Source organism: Streptomyces sp. CNH189 (assembly GCF_000527195.1).
Map to the genome: position 1 here is coordinate 110516 of NZ_AZUS01000016.1, position 24175 is coordinate 134690.

Consider the following 24175-nt stretch of genomic DNA (forward strand, 5'->3'; position numbering starts at 1 on the left):
GCCGGCCCCGGGCGTCACTCCACCGCACGGCCCGTCAGCGCGCTCAGGCTGGCGCACACGTGGTCCATCTGCGTCTGCACGTCCTCCCGCCGGCCGGCATGCTCGCGCAGCACCCGCTCGGTCTCCCGCTCCACGCACTCCACGCTGGTGCGCGCCTCGGCCAGCACCTCCGCCGCCCGCTCCCGCGCCTCCTCCGCGCACCGCACGGCCGCCTCCTCCGCGTCGGCGAACACCTGCCGCGCCTCGGCCAGCACCCGCTCGGCGCGCTCCTCCGCCTCCGCGTGCCTGGCCTCCATCTCGGCCGCCCGCGCGGCCTCCTCGCGCGCGACCTCGTCCAGCCGTTCCGCCTGCGCGCCCGCCTCCTCGGCGAGCATCTCCGAGGTGCGCTCACGCATCCGGCGCACCTCCGCCAGCGCCCGGGAGCGCCGCTCCTTGACCTCCAGCCGGGCCTCGATGCGGATCTCGTCGGCCTCCTCGCGGGCCGCGGCCAGCCGCTCCCGGGCGAACTCGTCGGCGACGGCACGCAGCGCGGCGGCGTAGGCCCGCGCCGCTCCCTCCACCCCGGCGGCGTCGTCGCGCGCCAGGTCCGTCAGGTCCCGCGCGTGCTGCCGCGCGGACTCCCGTACGGCCGTCGCCTCCTCCAGCGCCAGCAGGAACAGCCGCCTGGCGCCGTCCCCGAGCGACTCGTACGTCTGCTCCGGCAGGCTCGCCACCAGCACCCGCAGCCGCTCCAGCTCCTCCTCCATCTCGCGGGCCAGCACGGTGAGGCGCGCCGCCCGTTCCCAGGCGGCGTCCCGGTCGTCCGACAGCGCCTCGACGTACGCGATCACCTGCAACGGGCGGTAACCGCGCCCCCGTACGATCTCGAATCCCCGTGACGACACCGATGCGCTGCTCACCCTGGAACCCCTTCCACCGACGGACATGAAGCCCAGCACGACGACCGAGCCCGAAATGGGATGAATCGCGCACATCTTGATGGATGACACGGAAGTGTTCATAACGCGACACTCCGCTTGACGGCCCCGAGACGCGGGAGCGGAGACGGCCGCGGGGGCTCACCCGCGGGCGGGCAGACGAAAGCCGGGCCCGGTCGTCGGACGACGACCGGGCCCGGCCACGGGTGTGCTCCCTCAGAGGCGGCGGCTCACAGCAGCCCGTCCCACATCTGCTCCAGCAGCACCGACCACCAGCTCTCCGGCGACCCCAGCGCCGCCGGGTCCAGCGCGGCCAGCTGTGCCTGGAAGTCCACCGTCCAGCGGCCCGCCTGCTCCTGGTTCAGTCCGAACCGCAGCCGCCACATCCGGCCCAGCAGCGCCAGGCACCGCGCGAACTCCGGCAGACCGGTGTTCACGAACTGCGGCGGTACGGCCGTACCGCCCGGACCGGCCTCCACGGGCACCGCGACGATGTTCGCCGTGCCGTACTGCACACAGAGCGCCCGGCCGAAGTCGCTGCCCATCACCAGGTACGAGCCCGCGTCCGGCGCCGGCTGCACCGCCCGCTCCGCGGCCAGCTCCGCCAGCGTCGGCACCGGACGGCCCGGCTGGGCCTGCGCCCAGAAGAACGGCCCCATGTCCATCGGCAGACCCGCCGTCACCAGCGTCTGCGCCACGACCGGCGGCACACCCTGGCGGGACACCGCCGCCTGCTCGAACCGGAACACCCCCGGCCCGAACGCGGCGGCCAGCTCCTGCGCGATCGCCTCCGGCGGGATCGGCGGGGCCGGCTGCACCGGCGGGATCGGCGCCCGCACCGGCGCCGGACGCGCGGGCCCGTCCGCCACCTGGTGCAGCTCGCCCTGGTGGGCGAGGAGCTGCCCCATGCCCTGCTGCCGGCTCGCGTGGTCGGTGCCGTACGGCGCGATGGACGTGATCCGCGCCTGCGGCCACTGCTCGCGGATCATCCGCGCGCAGTACGCGCCCGGCAGCTCGCACGACTCCAGTTCCGTGTGCAGCTCCAGCACCTGGCCGGGCGGCACGTTCATGGCGCGCAGCTCGTGGAAGATCTGCCACTCCGGGTGCGGCGTGCCCGGCGCGGACCGCCGGATCAGCTGCTGTTCCGAGCCGTCCTGCGCGCGGTAGCGCAGCACGGCCTGGTAGCCGGGGCCCACGGTCGGCTGACCGGGGGGCTGCTGCGGATAGCCGTACGCCTGAGGCTGCCCCGGTGCCGGAACGCCGGGCGGGGGCGTCCCCGGGGGCATGGCGCCGGGAACCATCGGCGGCGCGCCGCCGGGGACACCGGGCGCACCGGGGGGCGCCGGGGGCGGGTGCGCGCCGGGACCGCCGACCGGGGGCGCGGCCAGCATCGTCTCCGCGTGGTGCACCGGCGGGTTGCCGGGGGCACCGGGCGGACCGGGGGGCTGGGGAGCGCCGGGCTGACCGGGCGGGCCGGGAGGCTGAGGGGCACCCGGGGCGCCGGGCACACCCGGGGCGGCCGGGGGCGGTCCCGGAGGCGTGGGCGCACCGGCACCCGAGGCGTTGGGGTCGGCGAACATCGTCGCGGCGTGGTGCATCCCGCCCGGCGGCGTACCGCCGGGCGCGTTCGGCGCACCGGGCGGAGGCGGCGTCGGGGCACCCGGAGCGGGCGCGCCCGGCGGAGGCGGCGTGGGCGTCCCGGGCCCCTCCGGACCCAGCGACGACACCATCTGCGTCGGCACGTAACCGCCCGCCGGACCCGGCGCGGGGGTGCCGCCCGGGCGGGCGCCCGGCGTCCCCGGAGCGCCCGGGGGCGGCGGGGTCGTCGCGCCCTGACCGCGCCTCGGCGGGGTCGCCTTGCTGGTCGCGGCGTCCGCGATGTCACCGGCGTCCGGCGCGGGCGGCCGCTGCGGCGCACCCGGAGCCGCCGGCGGCGGCACGGGAGCACCCGGCGCGGGAGTACCGGGAGCCGGGGTGCCGGGAGCCGGGGTACCGGGCGCGGGAGTACCCGCCTGGGTGGGGGGCGGCGGCGTGACCCGCCCCGCACCGCCGTCCGGGAGCGCCGGGGCGACCGCCGTCGCCGGGAGCCCGCTGCCGCCCGACATCAGCGTCGTCCGAGCCTCGGGCGTCGCCGGGCCGTCCTCGGCCGGCTCGCTCAGCTGCGGCGCGAACACCGTCTCCGGCAGCGGCACGGAACGGTCCTCGCCGGCGTCCGCCGTGGTGTCCGTACCGGCCCACGGCGTGCCCGCGTCCGGGCCGCTCCCGCCGGCCGCCGGCCACGCGGCCCCGCTGCCGTCACCGGACGCGGAACCACCCGGCGCGGAACCCGCGGCCTGCGCGGAACCCGCGGCGTGCCCGGAGTCGGCGGGCCCCGCGGCCCGCCCCGCACCCGCCGACGACGACGCCCAACCGGCGTCCGGAGCCGCCGAAGGCGCCGGCACCGCCGCCCCCGCGGACCCGGCCCCCGCCGACCCGCCGTCGGACCCGCCGGCCGTCCCGCCGCCCGACGTCTGCGAGCGCCGGTCCGGAATGCCCAGCCGGTCCGCCGCCTCCTGCAGCCACTCCGGCGGACTCAGCAGGAACGACGTCTGGTTCAGGTCCACCCGCGCCGCGGGCGCCGACGGCTCCTCGGCCGCCGACTCGTCACGCCCGTACTCCTCCTCGTACCGGCGGATCACCTCACCCACCGGCAGCGACGGCCACAGCGTCGCCTCACCGCTGTCCCGGGCGATCACCAGCCGCTGCGCACCACCGTCCGAACGGGGCCCGTCCGCACGGTCCTCCGCCCACACCACGAACCCGAGGCCGAACTCCCGTACCCGCACCTCACGGTGCTGGTACGCCGGCACGTCCCCGTTGACCCACTCCTCCGCGCGCTCCTGCGCCTGCGCGAACGTCACCATCGCTACGACTCACTCCCCCGCGGAAGAAACCGGGACGGCGCGCGCGAACCCGCCGTCCACCATCAGATTCGCCACCGTCTCCAGCTCCGGAGGAGACCCCGCGAGCCGCGACAGGAACACGTCGAAATCCTCACCGCAGGGCAGCAGCAGCCGCTCCACCCGCTCCGCCGGCGGCCACGACGGATCCACGTCCCGCACGTCGTCGTACGCGCAGAACCACACCGAACCCTGCCGCTCGCCCCGCACCTTCACGGCCAGCAGACCGCCCTGCACGAACGCCACGCACAGGTAGTCCTTCGTCAGATGGTCCCGCAGACACTTGTTCACGTACACGAGATCGTTGACCGCGGCCTCGTCCCGCACCGTGAAGAACGGCTGGTCCACCAGCAGACCCAGCTCCGCGTCCAGCGCCGTACCCACCGGCGCGCAGCCGCCCGCCGCCTTCAGGAACGACCGGTACGCGCCCGGCAGCCGGTACCCGAGGTCCTCCTCGACCCCCAGCACCTGCGACTCCGTCACCGCCACACCCGACTTCGGCAGACCGAAGTGCGCCGGACGCGTCTCCTGCAACGGCCGCGTGCCCCGCTTGCCGTGGTCCACCGCCGCCGTCGCCACACCGCCGTGATGCCGCAGCAGCGCCTTCACCTCGACCGGCACCAGCTCAAGACGACGCGTCCCCGCCACGTGATGCCACGTCCAGCCGTGCGGCGTCGCCACCGCCGGCACCGTGTCCCACAACTCGTGACCGGTCGCCGCCAACGCCGCGTTCGCCGACACGTAGTCCGTCAACCGCAGCTCGTCGACACCGAAACCCTCCGGCGGATCCGCGATCTCCGCGGCCGCGCGCGCGTAGGGCGAGAAAACGGGGTAGCCGCGCTCGTCCACCCGCACCCCTCTCGGGTGACGGGCCGCCCGCACCGGATCCGGGAAGTGCACGACCTGCCCGGCGTAGGCCGCGTTCGGCGGCGCGGCGGTCTGCCCGAGCCGACCTGTCGTCATGGCGGTTGCCCCCTGCGGCACTCTGTACGCCCGCCCCGGCCCACCGTCGGACCGTCACGCAACGTATTCGACTGTCACGTCCGTCTGCACTGCTTCTGCCTCCGCGACCCCCCGGCGCCCGCACGCGGAACACCGCCGGATCGCGGTGCCGACAGCCTATGCGGTACGACTCCGCCGGTCACCGGCGCCGGTCACCCGCCCCTCCGCTTCCGTGACCGGCCGTCACCCTGCCGTGACAGCCCGCCCCCGCCCTGGCGTGTCGCCCCGCCCCAGCTTCCCCAGCCGCCACCCGATTTGGCACTCTGTGACCACCGGGGGGATGCTCGGGAGGGGATGACGATCATGAACGCGACGCAGACGGGGACGCACACCGGACCAACCGGCGGCCCCCACTCCGGCGACCCCCGCGTCGGCTGGAGCGCCACCGACACCACCCCGGCGCCCCTCCTCCTCCAGCGCCGCGACGGCATCCTCCCCACCATCGCCGCCGCCCTCTCCGTCCGCGGCGCCACCCTCACCGGCACCGCCGCCCGCGGCGACACACCCCCCGCGCTCCACCCGCTCGTCCAGGACTTCCTCGACACCCTCACCAGCGACCAGCGCGACCGCTTCACCGGACGCTGCGCCGAAACGATCCTCATCTCCCGGCACATCGCCACCGCCGACGCCGCCCGCAGCAAGCGCGCCGCCCGCAAACCCATGACCAACGGCGAGGCCCGCAAGGCCCTCAAGCACGCCAAACTCACCACCCGCCGCATCCGCGAGGACGGCGACCCCCTCCACGGCAGCTACGCCGCCCCCTGCCGCGCCTGCACCGCCCTCACCGCCCACTTCGGCGTCCGCACGGTCGACCCCGCCGCCACCGACGGCTGAACCACCCCCCGCACCACCGAACGACCTCGACGAACGAAGGGCCGATGCACACCGACCGCACCTCGACCACCCGGTTCGCCGTCCCCGTCGACGCCGCACTGCGCGCCGCCGGATGGCAGCCCGGACGCTGGGACATCAAACAGGCCGAGGTCTGGGCCGACACCCTCCGCGACCACACCTCGCCCGCCGGACACCGGCACACCGTCTTCCCCGCCGCCGTCGAGGCCTGGGCCGAATTCGGCGGACTCCACATCCGGCCCACCGGACCCGGCCGCCAGGTCGCCCCCACCGCACTCCACCTCGACCCGCTGCACGGCCTCCACCTCGCCCGTACCCTCGGCGACCTCGGCCGCGCCCTGGACACCGAGGTCTGCCCCCTCGGCGCCGAGACCGACACCCAGGCACTCCTCGCCATCGACGCACAGGGCCGCGTCTACGCCCTCGACCACACCGGCGACTGGTACCTCGGCCCCGACATCGACCACGCCCTCGCCACCCTGGTCTCCGGCATCCAGCCCCAGCGCCTCACCGCGGGCTGACCCCCACCGCAGGGCCCCCATCGCGGGCTGACCCCCCACCGGAGGGCAGGGCCCCCGTCGAAGGCCGGCCCCGCAGCACCCACAGCGCCCTACGACGCCGGAATCACCGCCGACACCCGGAAACCCCCCGCGTCCGTCGGCCCCGACACGAACACCCCGCCCAGCGCGGACACCCGCTCCCGCATCCCCACCAGACCGTTGCCCCCCGACGGCAGCCCCGCCGACGACCCCACCCCCGACGGAGGCTCGTTCTCCACCTGCATCGCGATCTCCGACACCCGGTGCGCCAGACGCACATACGTCTTCGCACCCGCCGCGTGCTTGTGGACGTTCGTCAACGCCTCCTGCACCACCCGGTACGCCGTCGCCTCCACCTCCGGCGCGTACGACCGGTACTCCCCCTCCACCGACAGATCGACCACCATCCCCGCCGCGGCCGACTGCCCCACCAACTCCTCGATCTCCGACAACGACGGCCCCTCGACCGCCTCCTCCCGCACCACCCGCGACGCCGCGGCCGCCGCGGCCACGCCCACCGCCGCGAGCGGCACCGACGCCCCCTGCGCCCGCGACCGCACCGCGTCCCCGCCCGCACGCAGCACCCCGAGCATCTCCCGCAGCTCCGTCAGCGCCTGCCGGCCCATGTCCCCCACCAGCGCGGCGTTCTTCACCGCCTTCTCCGGATCCTTACGCGCCACCGCCTGCAACGCCGCCGCGTGCACCACCATCAGACTCACCCGGTGCGCCACCACGTCGTGCATCTCCCGCGCGATCCGCGTCCGCTCCTCACCCCGCGCCCACTCCGCGCGCTCCTCCGCCCGCTCCGCGAGCAGCTGCAGCTCCCGCTCCAGACTGTCCGCCCGCTCCCGCAGACTCTCCATCAGCCGCCGCCGCGCCCCCACGTACAGACCCAGCAGCAACGGCGGAGCCGTCACACCCACCGCCATCGTCACCGACGCGAACGGCACCAGCCAGTCACCGACATCCACGTCCCCCCGCGCGATGTCCTGCCGCATCCGCACGAACATCACGATCAGCACGCCCACCGACTGCATGCCCGCCAGCGACCCGATGATCCGGCGCGGCAGATCCGACGCGGCCAGCGAATACAGCCCCACGATCCCCAGCAGGAACCCCATCGCCGCCGGCGTCACCGCGATCGCCACCAGCACCACCGCGATCGGCCACCGGCGCCGCACCAGCAGCACCGAACCGGCCACCAGCCCGAACAGCACCCCCACGGCCACCGGGATGCCCGCCTCCCAGGCGAACGGCACCCCCTCGAACCCGCACTCCAGCGCGGACACCACCGCGAGCCCCACATCGAGCACGGCACCGCGCCGCCGCTCCCACCACCAGGGCCCTCCCCGGGCCGTCACATGGTCTTCCCCCGTCGTGGTCATGCCCCCAGCCTAAAGGCGCCCCCAGCCCCATTTCCGGGGAGTTTTCACCTCGGCGACGGACCACACCGAGTGACCGGTCGGCCGCGATACGCCCCACAATCCCTCGAACTGCTGAATCGCTCACCGTTCGACCCGGGAACCCTCCATTCCGCCCGGACGGTATGCCCATGGCACATCCGACCGGCACATACGCCGACTTCGAAGGTCTGCGCGAGCAGGCCGTCGCCCTCCGGCGCGCGGGCCTCAGCCGACGCCAGATCCGCGACCGCCTCCACGTCGACAACAACGACATCCTCAACCGCCTCCTCCAGGGCGAACCGGCCCCGGAGTGGACCAGGCGCCCCAACGCCAAGGACGACCTGCGGGCCAAGGCCCGCGAGCTACGCCTCCAGGGCTGGACGTACGACCGGATCCAGGTCGAACTGGGCTGCTCCAAGAGCTCGATCTCCTTGTGGGTACGGGATCTGCCGAAACCGGAGCGGAAGCGAAGCCGTGAGGAGGCGGAGGCCATCGCCCGGCGGGGCTGGGAGGCGAAGCTGCGGCTCCGCGAGGAGGAGCGGCAGCGGACGCGAGCGGCTGCGACGAACGAGATCGGCTCACTGACGGACCGCGAGCTGTTCCTGCTCGGGGTGGGCCTCTACTGGGCCGAAGGCTCGAAGCGGAAACCGCACAACCCGCAGGAGCGCGTCACCTTCGTCAACAGCGACCCGGACATGATCTCGGTCTTCCTGGCCTAGCTGCGCCTGCTCGACGTGGACCCGGCGCAGATCAGGTTCGCCGTACACATCCACGAGAGCGCCGACGTCCAGGGCGCCGAACAGTTCTGGGCCGACCATGTGGGCGTGGACCGGGCCGACTTCCTCAAGACGACGCTCAAGAGGCACAACCCGGCGACGAACCGGAAGAACACTGGTGACACGTACCGGGGATGCCTCCGCGTGGACGTGAGGAACGGAGCCGACCTGTACCGTCGCATCGAAGGCTGGTGGTACGGCATAGTAGGGGCTGCCACCTCGTCCGATGCGCGAAATCGGACATGAAGGTAATCCCGGGTCGTCTAAGGGCAAGACGTCAGATTTTGGCTCTGATCATGGGGGTTCGAGTCCTCCCCCGGGAGCACATCCTCAGTTCGGGTCCTGACCGGTCACTGGTCAGGACCCGCTCTCATGTCCCCCCGGAAACGCCCCGGTATCCTGCGGATGTCCATCCCCCCACCTCCAACACAGCCGAAGGGCATCCCGTGAGCGCCAATCGCCCGGCAGCCGTAGTCGTTCTCGCAGCGGGTGAGGGCACCCGTATGAAGTCGGCCACACCGAAGGTCCTGCACGACATCTGTGGCCGTTCCCTGGTGGGCCATGTACTCGCCGCCGCCGGTGAGCTGGACCCGGCCAGCCTCGTCGTGGTCGTGGGTCACGCCCGCGAGAAGGTGACCGCCCATCTCGCCGAGGTCGCCCCCGAGGTGCGTACCGCCGTGCAGGCGGAGCAGAACGGCACGGGGCACGCCGTGCGGATGGGTCTGGAGGAGCTGGGCGGTTCCGTGGACGGGACCGTGGTGGTGGTGTGCGGCGACACCCCGCTGCTGACCGGTGAGACGCTGCGCCGGCTGTCCGAGACGCACGTGGCGGACGGCAACGCGGTGACGGTGCTGACGGCGGAGATGCCGGACGCGACCGGCTACGGCCGCATCGTGCGGGACGGCTCCGGCGCGGTGACCGCGATCGTGGAGCACAAGGACGCCTCCGACGAGGTGCGGGCGATCCGGGAAATCAACTCGGGTGTGTTCGCGTTCGACGGCGCCCTGTTGGCGGACGCGCTGAAGAAGGTGCGGACGGACAACAGCCAGGGTGAGGAGTACCTGACGGACGTGCTGGGGATCCTGCGTGAGGCGGGGCACCGGGTGGGTGCGTCGGTGGCGGGTGACCACCGGGAGATCGCGGGGATCAACAACCGTGTGCAGCTGGCCGAGGCGCGGCGGATCCTGAACGAGCGGCTGTTGACGGCGGCGATGCTGTCGGGCGTGACGGTGGTGGATCCGGCGTCGACGTGGGTGGACGTGACGGTGACGTTCGAGCAGGACGTCGTGGTGCATCCGGGGACGCAGCTGCATGGTGCGACGCATCTGGCGGAGGGCTGCGAGGTGGGTCCGAACACGCGGCTGACGGACACCCGGGTGGGTGCCGGGGCGCGGGTGGACAACACGGTGTCGATGGGTGCCGAGGTGGGTCCGGAGGCGTCGGTGGGTCCGTTCGCGTATCTGCGTCCGGGGACGCGGCTGGCGCGCAAGGGCAAGATCGGTACGTACGTGGAGACGAAGAACGCGTCGATCGGTGAAGGGACGAAGATCCCGCACCTGTCGTACGTGGGCGATGCCACGATCGGCGAGTTCTCGAACATCGGTGCGGCGAGTGTGTTCGTCAATTACGACGGACAGGACAAACATCACACGACGGTCGGGTCGCACTGCCGGACCGGGTCGGACAACATGTTTGTGGCTCCTGTCACGGTCGGCGACGGCGCCTACACGGCCGCGGGCTCGGTCATCACGAAGGATGTGCCGCCCGGTTCGCTGGCGGTGGCCCGCGGCCAGCAGCGGAACATCGAGGGCTGGGTGGCGCGTAAGCGTCCCGGGAGTGCTGCCGCGAAGGCCGCGGAGGCGGCGTCGCGGGAGCAGGCCGGCGAGGACTGACCGGAAAGCGTTCCGTCCGGGACGGCGTACCGTGATAGGTGCAGATGCGCACCCCCACCAGCTGAGAAACCTCTGAGGAGACAGTGCTGTGACCGGGATCAAGACGACCGGCGAGAAGAAGATGATGTTCTTCTCCGGCCGCGCCCACCCCGAGCTTGCCGAGGAGGTCGCCCAGCAGTTGGGTGTCGGGGTTGTCCCGACGAAGGCCTTCGACTTCGCGAACGGCGAGATCTATGTGCGGTATCAGGAGTCGGCCCGTGGCGCCGACTGTTTCCTGATCCAGAGCCACACGGCGCCGATCAACAAGTGGATCATGGAGCAGTTGATCATGATCGACGCGTTGAAGCGTGCGTCGGCCCGTTCCATCACGGTGATCGTGCCGTTCTACGGGTACGCCCGCCAGGACAAGAAGCACCGTGGCCGTGAGCCGATCTCGGCGCGGCTGATCGCGGACCTGATGAAGACCGCGGGTGCGGACCGGCTGCTGACGGTGGATCTGCACACGGACCAGATCCAGGGCTTCTTCGACGGCCCGGTGGACCACCTGTTCGCGCTGCCGCTGCTCGCGGACTACGTGGGTGCGAAGGTGGACCGCTCGAAGCTGACGGTGGTGTCCCCGGACGCCGGCCGGGTGCGGGTGGCGGACCGCTGGTGCGACCGGCTGGGCGCGCCGCTGGCGATCGTGCACAAGCGCCGGGACAAGGACGTGGCGAACCAGGTCACGGTGCACGAGGTCGTCGGCAAGGTGAAGGGCCGCGTCTGCGTCCTGGTGGACGACATGATCGACACGGGTGGCACGATCTGCGCGGCGGCGGACGCCCTGTTCGCGCACGGCGCGGAGGACGTGATCGTGACCGCGACGCACGGTGTGCTGTCGGGTCCGGCGGCGGACCGGCTGAAGAACTCCCGGGTGAGCGAGTTCGTGTTCACGAACACGCTGCCGACGCCGAGCGAGCTGAGCGAGAGCCTGGACAAGATCACGGTGCTGTCGATCGCTCCGACGATCGCGCGGGCGGCGCGTGAGGTGTTCCAGGACGGGTCCGTGACCAGCCTGTTCGACGAGCAGTAAGGGTTCTGCAGTCGCGCGTCTGTTCGACTGCCGGTGATCGTTTTGGGTACGGCCTCCTGGTCCGAGTAGACTTCTCGAGTTGCTCGGCGAGGGAGGCCGTACCGCTTCTTCTGAGGCTCGTACGGCGGTCCGTTATCGACGCGCTCTTCGTAGCAGGCCGTTCGTGGCCGGGTGACCACGTCCGTTTCTGACTTCGAGGAGTGAGTATGTCCGAGGTGAAGATCTCCGCCGCGTCGCGCACCGAGTTCGGCAAGGGTGCCGCGCGCCGTATCCGTCGTGAAGACAAGGTTCCGGGTGTCCTGTACGGCCGCGGTTCCGACCCGCTGCACCTGACCCTTCCCGGTCACGAGCTGCTGCTGGCGCTGCGTACGCCGAACGTCCTGATCGCGCTGGACATCGACGGCGAGAGCAACGAGCTGGCGATCCCGAAGTCCGTGCAGCGTGACCCGCTGAAGGGCTTCCTGGTCCACGTCGACCTGCAGCTGGTGCAGCGCGGCGAGAAGGTCCAGGTCGAGATCCCGGTGCACACCGAGGGCGAGCTGGCCCCCGGCGGCAACCTGCTGGAGCACGTCCTGTCCGCGCTGCCGGTCGAGGCCGAGGCCACCCACATCCCGGAGAGCGTGACCGTGTCGGTCGAGGGTCTGGCGGCCGGCGCCGCCGTCCTCGCCAAGGACATCACGCTGCCGAGCGGTGTGACCCTGTCCGTGGACGACGACGCCGTGGTGCTGCAGGTCCTGGCCGCGCAGGCCGAGGAGGCCCCGGAGGGCGCCGAGGGCGACGAGGCCGCCGCCGAGGCCTGAGCCTCGTAGTTCGAGGTCTGAGCCTCGTAGAGAGTCGTCGTTCGTCGGCCGCTGCTCCCGTGCGGGGGCGGCGGCCGACGCGTATGTGTGGAGGAGGGCGTGGGTGTGACGGCGGATGCGGGTGCGGCGGGTCCCTGGCTGATCGCGGGTCTGGGCAATCCGGGGCCGGGGTACGCGATGAACCGGCACAACGTGGGGTTCATGGTGGCGGACCTGCTGGCGGAGCGGATGGGCGGCCGGTTCAAGCGGGCGGCGAAGGCGCAGGCCCAGGTCGTGGAGGGCCGGGTCGGGCCGCCGGGGCCGGGGAGCCGCCGGGTGGTGCTGGTGAAGCCGATGTCGTACATGAACCTGTCGGGCGGGCCGGTGAACGCGCTGCGCGACTTCTACAAGGTGCCCGTGGACCGGGTGGTGGCGGTCCACGACGAGCTGGACATCGACTACGGGACGCTGCGGCTGAAGCTGGGCGGCGGGGACAACGGGCACAACGGCCTGAAGTCGCTGACGGGGGCGTTCGGGCGGGAGTACCACCGGGTGCGGTTCGGGATCGGCCGGCCGCCGGGGCGGATGCAGGTCGCGGACTTCGTGCTGAAGGACTTCTCGTCGGCGGAGCGCAAGGAGCTGGACTACTTGGTGGACCGGGCGGCGGACGCGGTGGAGTGTCTGGTGACCGAGGGGCTGGAGCGGGCGCAGAGCGCGTACAACTCGTGACCTGCTGAGGAGGACTTCGCGGGACATGTCGCCCGGTGCCGCCCCCGCGGGTTGACCAGCCGCGAGGTCATGGCCAAAGATCGCGGCCATGCCTTCTGCGGTCCGTCCTTCGCGCGGTGACTCCGCGCTGCGTTTCGGCCGGCTCGTGGCGATGGGCACGGTCGCCGTGCTGATCCTGATCGCCGGTGTGTGGGCGTCGTGGGGCACGGCGCAGCACGTGATGCTGACCAAGGGGCGTGAGCGCGGCACGGTGGAGGTGACGCGGTGCGCCGACGACGGCGGCTGCTCGGGCCCGTACGCGCCGCTGTCTCCCGGGTCGCAGCCGCGCGCGAAGGTGGTGCTGGACGACTCGGTGGCGGTGGAGAAGGGCCGCACCTACACGGTCGTGCTGAAGCCGGGTGGCCGGGAGGCGGTGCGGTCCGGCCCGGCGGGGGTCCTGTACGCGTGGGTTCCGCTCGGGGGCGCGCTGCTGCTGGCGTCGGTGGTGGTGGCGGGCGGTCTGCTGCGGACGCGGCTCGCGTGGCTGATGGCGCTGGCGGGCGCGGGGCTGCTGACGGCGGCGTTCGTGGCGCTGTAGGTGCCGCTGGTGCGTGGAAAGGGCGGTGCCCCTGACCTCCTCGAGGTCAGGGGCACCGCCCTTTCGTGCGGCCGGCCCGTCAGCCGGTGTTGCGGCCCGTCAGCCGGTGTTGCGCAGGCCGGCGGCGACGCCGTTGACGGTGAGCAGCAGGGCGCGGGAGAGCAGCGGGTCGGGCTGCTGCTCCGCGGCGGCCGCGTCGCGCTGGCGCTTGAGCAGGGCCACCTGGAGGTAGGAGATCGGGTCCAGGTAGGCGTCGCGGATGGTGAAGGTCTGCTTGAGGACGGGGTCGGCGTCCAGCAGTTCCCGCTCGCCGGTGACGCGCAGCACCTCGGCGACGGTCAGCTCGTGCTCAGCCTTGATGGTGTCGAAGATGTGCTTGAGCTCGTCGGGGACGAGGGTGTCGACGTAGTGCTGGGCGATCCGCAGGTCGGTCTTGGCGAGGGTCATCTCCACGTTGGAGATGAAGTTGCGGAAGAAGTGCCACTGCCCGTACATCTCGTCGAGCACGCCCTCTCCTCCCAGTGTTGCGGTCAGGCCGGCCTCGCGCAGGGCCTTGAGGCCGGAGCCGACGCCGAACCAGCCGGGGACGATCTGCCGGGACTGGGTCCAGCCGAACACCCACGGGATGGCGCGCAGTCCGTCGAGCGAGACGCCCGAGCCGGGGCGGCGGGAGGGCCGCGAGCCCAGGTGCAGCTCGGCGAGCTGGTCGACGGGCGTGGAGGCGAGGAAGTACGTCGGCAGGTCGGGGTCCTCGACGAAGGCCCGGTACGCGGTGTGGGCGGCGTCGGAGACGACGTCCATGGCGGCGTCCCAGCGGGCGAGGGCCTCGACGGACTGGCGGGGCGCGGTGTGCAGCGCGGACGCCTGCAGCGTGGCGGCCACCGTCAGTTCCAGGTTCTCCCGGGCCAGGGACGGGATGAGGTACTTGTCGGAGATGACCTCGCCCTGCTCGGTGACCTTGATCTCGCCTTCCAGGGTGCCCCAGGGCTGGGCGAGGATCGCGTCGTGGGAGGGGCCGCCGCCGCGGCCGACGGTGCCGCCGCGGCCGTGGAAGAGGCGCAGGCGGACGCCGTAGCGGTGGGCGACGTCGCGCAGCCGGCGCTGGGCGCGGTGGATCTCCCACTGGCTGGTGGTGATGCCGCCGAACTTGGAGGAGTCGGAGTAGCCGAGCATGACCTCCTGGACGTCGCCCCTGAGCGCGACGAGGCGCCGGTAGGACGGGTCGGAGAGCATGTCCTCGAGGATGGTGTCGGCGGCCTTGAGCTCGTCGGTGGTCTCCAGCAGCGGCACGATGCCGATCCTGGCCCAGCCGGCGTGCAGGTCGATGAGGCCGGCCTCGCGGGCGAGGACCGCGGCGGCGAAGACGTCGTCGGCGCCCTGGCACATGGAGATGATGTACGACTCGACGACCTCGGGTCCGAAGACCTCCAGGGCGCGCTTGACGGTCCGGAAGACGCCGAGGGTCTTCTCGCCGGCCGCGTCGACGGGCGCCGGGGTGGGGGCGAGCGGGCGCCGGCTGCGCAGCTCCTTGGCGAGGAGCTTGGAGCGGTAGTCGCGGGGCATGTCGGCGTAGCGCCAGGACTCCTCGCCCAGCCGGTCGAACAGCTGGCCGAGGGCGTGGTGGTGGGCGTCGGCGTGCTCGCGGACGTCCATGGTGGCGAGCTGGAGGCCGAAGGCGGCGAGGGTGCGGATGGTGCGGGCGAGGCGCCCGTCGGCGAAGAGGCCGCCGCGGTGCTCGCGCAGGGAGGCCTGGATGATCCGCAGGTCGGTGAGGAGTTCACCGGTGCCGAGGTAGTCGCGGCCGGGCTCGTGGGGGGTGCCCTTGGCGAGGCGGAGCTTGGTGTTCTCCAGCTTCTGCCGGATGCAGGTGGCCTTGAGCCGGTAGGGCTCCTCGGCGTTGAGTCGCTTGTAGCGGGGGCTGATCTCCGGGAGGGCCTCGAGGTCGGCCTGCAGGGAGGTCAGCAGTTCGTCCGTCGCGCCGGTGTAGCGGATGGAGTTGGACAGGAAGCCGCGCAGCTCGTCGATCATCTCCAGGGCGTCGTTGATGCCGTGTTCGTGCTGGAGGATGAGGACGTCCCAGGTGACCTGGGGGGTGACGTTGGGGTTGCCGTCGCGGTCGCCGCCGATCCAGGTGCCGAAGGTCAGCGGGCGGGTGTCGTCCGGGAGATGGACGCCGACGCGCTCCAGCTCGGCGGTGAGGTCCTCCAGGACGTCGCCGACGGCGCCGGCGTGGAGTTCGTCGAGGTAGTAGATGGCGTTGCGGGCCTCGTCGGCGGGCTCGGGGCGCACCACGCGCAGTTCGTCGGTCTGCCAGACGAGGTCGATGTTCTCCGCGAGGCGGGTGTCCAGGCGGCGCCGGTCGGAGGCGAGGACCGGGGTCTCCAGGAGGGCGGCGATCCGGCGGAGCTTGTTGAGGACGGAGCGGCGGGCGGCCTCGGTGGGGTGCGCGGTGAAAACGGGCCGCACGTTGAGGTGGCGGACGGTCTCGCGCAGGTGCTCGGGGTCGGCGTCCTTGAGGCGGTCGGCGGTGCGGGAGAGCAGACCGCCCTCGGCGGCGCGACGGGCCGCCAGTTCGCGTCCGCGGTGGACCTGTTCGGTGACGTTGGCCAGGTGGAAGTACGTGGAGAAGGCGCGGACCAGCTTGGCCGCCGTCTCCAGTTCGGTGCCGCGCAGGAGCTCGGCGGCGGCCTCGCCGTCCTCGCGGGTGAGGCGGCGGACCTTCTCGACGAGATCGAGGAGCTCCGGGCCCTCCTGCCGTACCAGGGTCTCCCCGAGGAGGTCGCCCAGTCGGCGGATGTCGGCACGCAGCTCGGTGCTCGTCGTGGTGGTCTGGTCGTCGGCACTGCTCACAGGTGCGGCTCCTTGCAGTGTTGAAGCTCGTCTGGGAGGGAACCCGAACGGGCGTCTCGCGCGGCGTGCGCCTTGCGGGCCGGACGTCCGGGAAGAAATCAGAGCGGACCGCGCTGTCCGACCGACTTCCAAGGATAGGTGCGAGCCGGACGCGCTGGCCCACGGGCTCTTGCCGCCGGGCAACGCACTGCCATACTTACGATGCCGTAGGTTACGGGACCGTAGGAAAGCGAGGCGGTTCCGGCGGTTCGGCACCTTCCCTCAGTCCACATACCCCACAGGGGAACGCATGACCTCACGCTCCGATGTGCTCGACGAAGCCCCGAAGCAGTCCCGGTCCGACGACGACGTGCCCTCCGCCACGCTGGGCGGGGAGCGGAAACGCTCCGTCGAGCAGCTGACACTGCTGCTCTTCATCGTCGTCCCCTTCCTGGCAGTGGTGGCCGCTGTGCCGCTGGCCTGGGGATGGGGAGTGAGCTGGCTGGACCTCGGCCTGCTGGTCTTCTTCTACTTCCTGGGATGCCACGGCATCACCATCGGCTTCCACCGTCACTTCACCCACGGCTCGTTCAAGGCGAAGCGGCCGCTGAAGATCGCGCTGGCGATCGCCGGTTCGATGGCGGTCGAGGGGCCGCTGGTGCGCTGGGTGGCCGATCACCGCAAGCACCACAAGTTCTCCGACGCCGAGGGCGACCCGCATTCGCCGTGGCGGTACGGGGAGACGATCCCGGCGCTGATCAAGGGCCTGTGGTGGGCGCACATCGGGTGGATGTTCGACGAGGAGCAGACACCGCAGGAGAAGTACGCGCCGGATCTGATCAAGGACCGCACGCTGCGGGCGATCTCCCGGCAGTTCGTGCTGTGGACGCTGGTGTCGCTGGGGCTGCCCGCGCTGATCGGCGGCCTGGCGACCATGTCGTGGTGGGGCGCCTTCACCGGCTTCTTCTGGGGTTCCCTCGTCCGGGTGGCCCTGCTGCACCACGTGACGTGGTCGATCAACTCGATCTGCCACGCGGTCGGCAAGCGTCCCTTCAAGTCGCGGGACCGTTCGGGCAACGTGTGGTGGCTCGCGGTGCTGTCGTGCGGTGAGTCCTGGCACAACCTGCACCACGCCGACCCGACGTCCGCGCGGCACGGGGTGGAGCGCTGGCAGGTGGACTCCTCGGCCCGGCTGATCCGTTGGTTCGAGCAGCTGGGGTGGGCGTCCGACGTGCGGTGGCCGTCACGCTCGCGTATCGATTCGCGGCGCGTCGCCTCGGATGGCGCCGCCCGGCGCGGGAAGGAACCCGCCGAGGCGGCATGATGGGCGCCGTGGCGACCGACTCCAGCACCCCCAGCAATGACAAGCCGCGGCGTGCGCGCCGCACCCGGATGACCGGTGCGGAGCGCCGCCAGCAGCTGCTGGAGATCGGCCGCACCCTCTTCGCGGCGAAGGGGTTCGAAGGCACGTCGGTGGAGGAGATCGCGGCGAAGGCCGGGGTCTCCAAACCGGTGGTCTACGAGCATTTCGGCGGCAAGGAAGGGCTGTACGCGGTGGTCGTGGACCGCGAGATGCGGCGTCTGCTGGACATGGTGACCGGCTCGCTGACGGCCGGTCATCCGCGTGAGCTGTGCGAGCAGGCCGCGTTCGCCCTGCTGGACTACATCGAGGAGTACACGGACGGGTTCCGCATCCTGGTCCGCGACTCGCCCATCCCCCAGTCGACGGGGTCGTTCGCCTCGCTGATCTCGGACATCGCCACCCAGGTGGAGGACATCCTGGGCCGCGAGTTCAAGAGCCGCGGCTTCGACCCGAAGCTGGCGCCGCTGTACGCGCAGGCGCTGGTGGGGATGGTCGCCCTGACGGGCCAGTGGTGGCTGGACGTCCGCAAGCCGAAGAAGGCGGAGGTGGCGGCCCATCTGGTCAACCTCGCCTGGCACGGTCTGGACGGCCTGGAGCCGAAGCCGCGCCTGATAGGCCACCGGAAGAGCTGAATCTACGGCACACCAGATTAATCTTGTGTAATATCTGCGCATGACTGAGATCACGATCAGCGCAGCCCGTGCCCAGCTCGGCGACCTCGTGCGTCGCGCAGCCCACGGCCGCGAGACCATCGCCCTCACGGATCACGGGCACGTGGCCGCGCTTCTCGTGTCGCCGCAGGTCATAGAGGACCTGGAAGACGCGCTGGCGGTTGCCGACCACGAGCGCCGCAAGGCCGCCGGCCTCCTCGGCGAAGGCATCCCCCACGAAGAGGTCGGACGCATGCTGGGGCTGCGCCCGTGACCTACCGCATCATCTGGGAGCCCAACGCCACAGACGCGGCCGTACGGTTCCTCCGCGACGACCCGTCAGGGCTGGCCGCTGTCTACGAGGCCGTCGACACCCTGGCGAAGGAGCCCCGGCCCGCCCACTCCGTCGCCTACGGACCGACAGCGCGCCGACTGCGCGTCGGCGACTACCGGGTGCTCTACGTCATCGACGACGACGTGATCCACATCCTCGTCACCCACCTGGGCCGCACCCCCTGAATCACGTCTCCCTGACGGCGACGGCGAAGACGCGGCGGAACGGGAACGGGGTGCCGTGCGCGGTGGCCGGGTAGGCCTCGCGCAGCGCGGCGCGGTACTCGTCGAGGAAGGCGTCCCGCGCCCCGGGTTCGTCGGCGAGGGCGGTGAGGACGGGCCGCAGGCCGGTGCCCTTGACCCAGTCGAGCACCGGGTCCTGGCCCGTCAGCAGGTGGACGTAGGTGGTCTCCCAGGCGTCGACCGCGCAGCCGAGGTCCGCCAGGTGCGCCAGGTATTCCTCGGGGCGGGAGACGGCGTCCTCGTGGCGCAGCACGCCGGTCAGGCGGTCCCGCCAGCGGGGGGAGGCGGCCAGGTCGCGCATCAGGGTGTGGCTGGGGGCATCGAAGTTGCCGGGTGCCTGGAAGGCGAAGGTGCCGCCGGGCGCGAGCCCGTCGATCCACGCGCCGAACCGCCGCACGTGCCCGGGGATCCACTGCAGGGTGGCGTTGCTGACGATCAGGTCGTACGGCTCCCGCGGGGTCCAGGTGCGGACGTCGGCGTGGGCGAAGTCGAGCCGGCCGCCCCCGTCGGTGGGGCCCTCGTGGTCGACGCGGGCCTTGTCGAGCATCTCGGGGGCGTTGTCGTAGCCGGTGACGCGGGCGGTGGGCCAGCGGCCGGTGAGCAGGGCGGTGACGTTGCCCGCGCCGCTGCCGAGGTCGGCGATGCGGGGCGGGGCGCCGGGCAGGCGGGGGACGCGGGCGAGCAGGTCGGTGAAGGGCCGGGTGCGGTGCCCGGCGTGGCGCAGGTACTGGGCGGGGTCCCAGACGGGACGGGCGGCGGCTGCGGACACGGGACCTCCCGGATCGCGGATCGGCGTCACCTCCAGCGTCACCCACCATTCCTCTCGACGTCAAGACACTCGACATCAAGAGACTTCACGTCGACACAACCACTACACTGATCCTTATGGAGGACGAGGTCGATCGGCTGGTCGCAGCGTGGCGCCGGGAGCGCCCGGACCTCGACGTGGAACCGCTCGAGGTGCTGAGCCGGGTGAGCAGGCTGGCCCGGCACCTGGACCGCGCGCGCCGCCTCGCCTTCACCGAGCACGGCCTGGAGTCCTGGGAGTTCGACGTCCTGACCGCGCTGCGCCGCGCGGGCACCCCGTACCAGCTCTCCCCGGGGCAGCTGCTCACGCAGACGCTCGTCACCTCGGGCACGATGACCAATCGCATCGACCGCCTCGCCAAGAAGGGTCTGGTGGAGCGGCTGCCGGACCCCACTGACCGGCGCGGTGTGCTGGTGCGGCTGACCGAGGAGGGCCGGGACCGCGCCGATCAGGCGCTGGCCGGGCTGCTCGCCCAGGAGCGGGCGATCCTCGAAGGCCTCACCCGCACCCAGCGTGTGGAACTGGCGTCCCTGCTACGCCAGTTGACCGCCCCGTTCGACAACATTCCCGGTTAGGTCCACCGGTCCGACACCCGCCCGGCGGGCGAGGGCCACCGCGGCCAGCGTGGAGTGCACGCCCAGCTTGCCGAGGACGTTCTGCATGTGGGTGCGCACGGTGTGCGGGGACAGGTACAGGCGCTCGGCGACCGCCTTGCGCCCCAGGCCCGCGACCATGCACCGCAGCACCTCGCGCTCCCGCGGGGTGAGCGACTCCACCAGCCGTTCGCTCTCCGTGCGGTGGCGGCGGGCGGCGGTCAGCTCCCGCAGGACGCCCGTCAGCAGGGCGGGCGGCAGATGGGTCTCGTCGCGCAGCACCCCGCGGATGACGGTGAGCAGCCGGCTCAGCGAGCAGTCCTTGGCCACCCAGCCGCAGGCGCCCGCCTGCAGGGCGAGGGCCGCGCGGGCCGGGTCGTCCTTCTCGGCGAGGACCACCACCCTGACCTGGGGCTGCGCCGAACGCACCCCGGTCACCAGCGAGATGCCGTCGACCAGCCCGTCCTCGCCGACGGCCTGCACGGGCACGGCCGGGCGGCCGGCCGGTGCCGCCGGCACGCCCAGATCGGCGTCGACGAGCAGCACGTCGAACCGCCGCCCCTCGGCGGCCGCCCGCTCCAGACACCGCAGCGCCGCCGGGCCACTGCCCGCCGCGGACACGTCGACGTCGGGCTCCGCGGCCAGCGCCGCGGCCAGTGACTCGGCGAAGATGCGATGGTCGTCGACGACCAGGACTCGAATGCGAACCACGTAACCCCCTTCCCCGTGCTCTTCCCAGAGCAGGGGACTACCCCGTCGCCGGTGGACGACACCGGCGCGGACCCGGCACCGAGGCCCCCGTGGCTTTCCCTCGCCGGACGCGGGACGGGCCGACGCCCGCGCCCGGCCGCCGTGCCCGGCTGTCTCGCCCCCTGAACGCACGCCGGCCCCCACCGGCGCTGAGCATCAGAGTACGGGCGGGGGCCCGGAGCGGAAGCGGATTTGCAGAACTTGCGGCCTTGCGCGTTTAAGGTGTGCCGCATGTTTCGTCTTGAGACAGAAGTCGACAAGGCCCGACGCGATCTGCTCCACAAGCGGCTCCGGGACACCAACACGGCGGCCTCGCCGATCCTGCGTGCGCTGCGCGGCACCCCCGCCGAGCGTCAGGCGCCTTTGCACGTGTGGGCCCTGGACGCGAACGGCGAACTCGCCGGCGGCCTGGTCGGCCACACCTGGACGACCTGGCTCCACGTCACCTACCTGTGGGTCGACGCCGCCCACCGCGGCCGGGGCCTCGGCTCCGCCGTCCTCACCGAGGCGGAACGCCTCGCCGCCACCGACCGCGCCTGCACCGCGGCCCGCGTGGAGACCTGGGACTTCCAGGCCCCGGACTTCTACAAGAAGCACGGCTACGACGTGGTCTGCGTCATCCCCGACTACCCCCCGGGCATCACGGAGTACACGCTGACGAAGCGGTTGGGGTGATCACCAAGGGTGCTTCCGGGCCGGGCGGTTCACCCTGACCCACCACCGAACGTCATCCCTGGTCGGCCCAGGGCACCTCCGTCGACGGCCACCTCGGCCCAGACGGTGAGGCACCCGCCCTCCCGCAAGGTCCCCCACCGTTCGGCCAGGGCGTCCGTGATCAGCAGCCCGCGACCGTTCTCCTGCTCCACTCCCGGCACGTGCGGCACGACGGCCGCGCCTCCCCCGCCCTCGTCGGGGCAATCCCCAGGACCGGGCGGTGTCCCGCATCTGATGGCGAGCGGCTCGGGCGGAGCCGAAGTCGTCACCAGGAAGAGTGAGCTCCGCGACCATGCCCGCGGCTTGGAACCGCAAGCAGCCGTGGAGGGGCACAGGTCGACCTGTGATCCGCTCGAGGATGTCGCGGCGCAGACGCTGGATCCGGGCCTTCTCCTCTTGCTCGACCGAGGCGACGTACGGACGCACCAGAGGGCTGGACTCACCGTCGATGCGGGCGTGCCAGTGACGGACGGTAGGGGCGATCGTTCTGCGCACCGATGCGCGGCCGGGCGCCCTCGGGATCGCCGGCCCCTCCGCCAGGGACCCTGCGGACGTGCCGCACGGACACCTGACGCGACGCCGCCCCCCTCCCTTGACGGCGCGATGCCTTCCAGGTGGGGCACCGACAGCGCGAAGCCAGTCCCGTACGCGGGCGACGAATCCTCTCATGCACTTCACCTCTGTTCACGATGTGCTCTCGCCGCCCGGCGCGTGTGGCCGGCGACGGTCGAACTCCGCCCAGACCTCCGCGCCCCTTGCCGTCACGTCATGGCCGTACCGGTCCGCGTCGGCGAGGACCAGGAGCAGGGCACGACGGCTGGACTCGGTGAGCCGCGCGGGAAGCCGCACCCGGACACGGATGCGCCGAGGAAGCACTTCGGCCGACGCCTAGCTCCCCGTCACGGCAACGAGCCGAGCGGCCAGTGCGCGAACACGCGCCTCGGAAGCGCACACGGAAACACCTCCTGTAGCGACGTGAGCACGCTGGCGGACTCGCTGCGCGCGCGGATCCTGGCAGGTGAATGGGAGGTCGGCGCACGTCTGCCGTCGCGCGCCCAGCTCGCCGAGGAGTACGGCGTGGGCCGCAACGTGACGCAGCGGGCCATGGACCGGCTGATCGTCGAGGGCCTTGCGGAAGGCCGGGCGGGATCGGGCACGTTCGTGCGAAAGCCCCGCGAGCGCCTGCGCATGGTCCGTTCACGCCACCGTGAGCGCAGGGGCGGGTCTCCCTTCCGCGCGGACATGAAAGAGCGTGGACGGGACGGCACTTGGGAGTCGCACAGCCAGGCGCGCGTGCCCGCCCCGGAGGCCGTCGCCGAACGCCTCGCCATCGCTCCGGGGGACCTGTGTGTGAGCACCCGCTACGAGTTCCTCGCCGACGGGCAGCCCGTCCAGCTGTCCCACTCCTGGGAGCCGTTGGCGGTCACGGACGGGACTCCGGTCGTCCTGCCGGAGATGGGCCCGCTCGCCGGAGCCGGCGTGGTGGAGCGCATGCGCTCGATCGGCGTGCACGTCGAAAGCGCGGTGGAGGTGCCGCGCCCCGCCCGTGCCACGCAAGCCGAGGCCAACCTGCTGGGCATCAGCGTCGGCGACCTCGTGCTGCACATCGAACGGACCTACTACGACGCGGACGGCAGGCCGGTCGAGACGGCGGACATCACGGTGCCGGACGCGCGGTGGGAAGTCGCCTACGAGTTCGGCGTGGACCGCCCTGCCTGACGGCTGTCTCGCAGCGGGCCTTGGCCGGCCGGAGAACTGGCGAAGTCGGCGAGCGCGCGGAAGTCGTTCTCCCTCAGGCCTGTCCGCGGGTTGACGTGGTGCAGGAGCCCGGGCCCTGGATGGTGGGCGGACACGTACGTCCGGTCCAGCTCACTCTGCTCGTCGTCCACCCAGGCAAAAGGGCGGCCCCCCGCGTAGTCCACCAGCGCCGCGGTCTTCCAGTGGACTCCGTCGGGACGTTCTCGCAGCAGGACGTCCCCGAAGTCGACGAAGGGGAGTTCCGGAAGACCGACGACCGGTGCGATCCACCGGTTGGCGTCGTCCATCCACGTGGTGGCCCAGCACAGCTCGAAACCGAGCTGGAGCAGGCTGCGCCCGTGCTGCGGGTTGAGCCAGACACGCAGGGGACGTCTCCGGGACGTCAGACCCCCGTCGTCGCGGCCGGTTCCGCTCCGGGGGACTCTGAGGGTGGTGTAACCGTCGGGGCGTCTCTCCCGGCTGGGCCGCGTAAGGGTTGAGCGGCCCGTCCACGTCGAGGAACAGCAACGGTCGGTTCACGGTCGCCTCGCTCCTGCTCGCTGTGGACTGCCCCGATCAGCGTAGCCGCGGGATCGAGCCGGATTCGGCCGGTTCACATGATGGTCGACGCCTCGAAGGGGACGGGTCCACCGCGTCCTGCACGGGGATGCCCCGCCCGGC

The 24175-nt window shown here is 72.3% G+C and carries 22 protein-coding genes, 1 tRNA gene and 2 pseudogenes; 16 read left to right on the forward strand and 9 right to left on the reverse strand.

Annotated elements, in window-relative coordinates:
- Window positions 1–14: 14 nt before the first annotated feature.
- From B100_RS0121800 to B100_RS0121810, 3 genes are all read right to left on the reverse strand, one after another.
- Window positions 15–899 (reverse strand): hypothetical protein, encoded by an 885-nt coding sequence (locus tag B100_RS0121800; protein ID WP_024886531.1) that lies wholly within the window; start codon window positions 897–899, stop codon window positions 15–17.
- 248 nt (window positions 900–1147) lie between these two features.
- Entirely contained in the window at window positions 1148–3820 is a 2673-nt protein-coding gene (locus tag B100_RS0121805) for an SUKH-4 family immunity protein (RefSeq protein WP_024886532.1), read from the reverse strand.
- A gap of 9 nt (window positions 3821–3829) precedes the next feature.
- Window positions 3830–4819 (reverse strand): SMI1/KNR4 family protein, encoded by a 990-nt coding sequence (locus B100_RS0121810; RefSeq protein WP_024886533.1) that lies wholly within the window; start codon window positions 4817–4819, stop codon window positions 3830–3832.
- A 333-nt stretch (window positions 4820–5152) separates the two neighbouring features.
- Between B100_RS0121810 and B100_RS0121815 the strand changes: the two genes are divergently transcribed.
- Window positions 5153–5692: a YwqJ-related putative deaminase gene (locus B100_RS0121815; protein ID WP_024886534.1), complete on the forward strand. Its 540-nt coding sequence runs from the start codon at window positions 5153–5155 to the stop codon at window positions 5690–5692.
- Window positions 5693–5736: 44 nt separating this feature from the next.
- Window positions 5737–6231, forward strand: a complete 495-nt coding sequence (locus B100_RS0121820; RefSeq protein WP_024886535.1) for an SUKH-3 domain-containing protein — start codon at window positions 5737–5739, stop codon at window positions 6229–6231.
- Window positions 6232–6320: 89 nt separating this feature from the next.
- On the opposite strand, the gene B100_RS0121825 is transcribed toward B100_RS0121820, so the two are convergent.
- Window positions 6321–7634 carry a histidine kinase gene (locus B100_RS0121825; protein ID WP_024886536.1) on the reverse strand — a complete coding sequence of 438 codons (1314 nt, stop codon included), beginning with the start codon at window positions 7632–7634 and terminating at the stop codon, window positions 6321–6323.
- Window positions 7635–7801: 167 nt separating this feature from the next.
- On the opposite strand from B100_RS0121825, the pseudogene B100_RS34095 reads away from it, so the two are divergent.
- The 7 genes and pseudogenes from B100_RS34095 to B100_RS0121860 all read left to right on the forward strand — a co-directional run bounded on the left by B100_RS34095 (window position 7802) and on the right by B100_RS0121860 (window position 13474).
- A pseudogene (locus tag B100_RS34095) lies at window positions 7802–8674 on the forward strand (hypothetical protein).
- Window positions 8675–8680: 6 nt separating this feature from the next.
- Window positions 8681–8751, forward strand: a tRNA-Gln gene (locus B100_RS0121835).
- A 123-nt stretch (window positions 8752–8874) separates the two neighbouring features.
- Window positions 8875–10320, forward strand: a complete 1446-nt coding sequence (gene glmU / locus B100_RS0121840) for a bifunctional UDP-N-acetylglucosamine diphosphorylase/glucosamine-1-phosphate N-acetyltransferase GlmU (RefSeq protein WP_024886537.1) — start codon at window positions 8875–8877, stop codon at window positions 10318–10320.
- Between the two features lie 88 nt (window positions 10321–10408).
- On the forward strand, window positions 10409–11389 hold the full coding sequence (locus B100_RS0121845) for a ribose-phosphate diphosphokinase (protein ID WP_024886538.1): 981 nt from the start codon (window positions 10409–10411) through the stop codon (window positions 11387–11389).
- Between the two features lie 206 nt (window positions 11390–11595).
- On the forward strand, window positions 11596–12189 hold the full coding sequence (locus B100_RS0121850; protein WP_024886539.1) for a 50S ribosomal protein L25/general stress protein Ctc: 594 nt from the start codon (window positions 11596–11598) through the stop codon (window positions 12187–12189).
- Between the two features lie 99 nt (window positions 12190–12288).
- A complete protein-coding gene (gene pth, locus B100_RS0121855; protein WP_024886540.1) occupies window positions 12289–12897 on the forward strand; it encodes an aminoacyl-tRNA hydrolase in 609 nt (202 codons plus the stop codon).
- An 88-nt stretch (window positions 12898–12985) separates the two neighbouring features.
- Window positions 12986–13474, forward strand: coding sequence for a hypothetical protein (locus B100_RS0121860; RefSeq protein ID WP_024886541.1), 489 nt, complete (start codon window positions 12986–12988; stop codon window positions 13472–13474).
- A gap of 99 nt (window positions 13475–13573) precedes the next feature.
- On the opposite strand, the gene ppc is transcribed toward B100_RS0121860, so the two are convergent.
- On the reverse strand, window positions 13574–16324 hold the full coding sequence (gene ppc / locus B100_RS0121865; protein ID WP_024886542.1) for a phosphoenolpyruvate carboxylase: 2751 nt from the start codon (window positions 16322–16324) through the stop codon (window positions 13574–13576).
- 289 nt (window positions 16325–16613) lie between these two features.
- On the opposite strand from ppc, the gene B100_RS0121870 reads away from it, so the two are divergent.
- From B100_RS0121870 to B100_RS0121885, 4 genes are read left to right on the forward strand one after another with little or no spacing between them, the layout of a single operon-like run.
- On the forward strand, window positions 16614–17627 hold the full coding sequence (locus B100_RS0121870) for a fatty acid desaturase (RefSeq protein WP_024886543.1): 1014 nt from the start codon (window positions 16614–16616) through the stop codon (window positions 17625–17627).
- Window positions 17624–18298: a TetR/AcrR family transcriptional regulator gene (locus B100_RS0121875; RefSeq protein WP_024886544.1), complete on the forward strand. Its 675-nt coding sequence runs from the start codon at window positions 17624–17626 to the stop codon at window positions 18296–18298. The genes B100_RS0121870 and B100_RS0121875 overlap by 4 nt, the downstream gene beginning before the upstream one ends.
- A 40-nt stretch (window positions 18299–18338) precedes the next feature.
- Window positions 18339–18590: a type II toxin-antitoxin system Phd/YefM family antitoxin gene (locus B100_RS0121880; protein WP_024886545.1), complete on the forward strand. Its 252-nt coding sequence runs from the start codon at window positions 18339–18341 to the stop codon at window positions 18588–18590.
- Window positions 18587–18835, forward strand: coding sequence for a type II toxin-antitoxin system RelE family toxin (locus tag B100_RS0121885; RefSeq protein ID WP_024886546.1), 249 nt, complete (start codon window positions 18587–18589; stop codon window positions 18833–18835). Before B100_RS0121880 ends, B100_RS0121885 begins: the two co-directional genes overlap by 4 nt.
- A gap of 1 nt (window position 18836) precedes the next feature.
- On the opposite strand, the gene B100_RS0121890 is transcribed toward B100_RS0121885, so the two are convergent.
- Window positions 18837–19661 (reverse strand): trans-aconitate 2-methyltransferase, encoded by an 825-nt coding sequence (locus B100_RS0121890; RefSeq protein WP_024886547.1) that lies wholly within the window; start codon window positions 19659–19661, stop codon window positions 18837–18839.
- Window positions 19662–19777: 116 nt separating this feature from the next.
- On the opposite strand from B100_RS0121890, the gene B100_RS0121895 reads away from it, so the two are divergent.
- Window positions 19778–20275 (forward strand): MarR family transcriptional regulator, encoded by a 498-nt coding sequence (locus B100_RS0121895; protein WP_024886548.1) that lies wholly within the window; start codon window positions 19778–19780, stop codon window positions 20273–20275.
- Here B100_RS0121895 and B100_RS0121900 read toward each other — a convergent pair.
- The gene (locus B100_RS0121900; RefSeq protein ID WP_024886549.1) at window positions 20234–21004 is read right to left on the reverse strand and encodes a response regulator transcription factor; all 771 of its coding nucleotides are present in this window, start codon (window positions 21002–21004) and stop codon (window positions 20234–20236) included. The two genes, B100_RS0121895 and B100_RS0121900, sit on opposite strands and share 42 nt — an antisense overlap.
- A 270-nt stretch (window positions 21005–21274) precedes the next feature.
- Between B100_RS0121900 and B100_RS0121905 the strand changes: the two genes are divergently transcribed.
- Window positions 21275–21718, forward strand: a complete 444-nt coding sequence (locus B100_RS0121905) for a GNAT family N-acetyltransferase (RefSeq protein ID WP_037723242.1) — start codon at window positions 21275–21277, stop codon at window positions 21716–21718.
- Window positions 21719–22441: 723 nt separating this feature from the next.
- Here the strand turns inward: B100_RS0121905 and B100_RS36990 are convergent.
- Window positions 22442–22606 (reverse strand): hypothetical protein, encoded by a 165-nt coding sequence (locus tag B100_RS36990; protein ID WP_158686734.1) that lies wholly within the window; start codon window positions 22604–22606, stop codon window positions 22442–22444.
- 135 nt (window positions 22607–22741) lie between these two features.
- Between B100_RS36990 and B100_RS0121915 the strand changes: the two genes are divergently transcribed.
- Window positions 22742–23476, forward strand: coding sequence for a GntR family transcriptional regulator (locus tag B100_RS0121915; RefSeq protein ID WP_024886551.1), 735 nt, complete (start codon window positions 22742–22744; stop codon window positions 23474–23476).
- Here B100_RS0121915 and B100_RS34885 read toward each other — a convergent pair.
- Window positions 23446–24034: pseudogene (locus B100_RS34885) on the reverse strand (hypothetical protein). The gene B100_RS0121915 and the pseudogene B100_RS34885 overlap by 31 nt on opposite strands.
- Window positions 24035–24175: the final 141 nt, after the last annotated feature.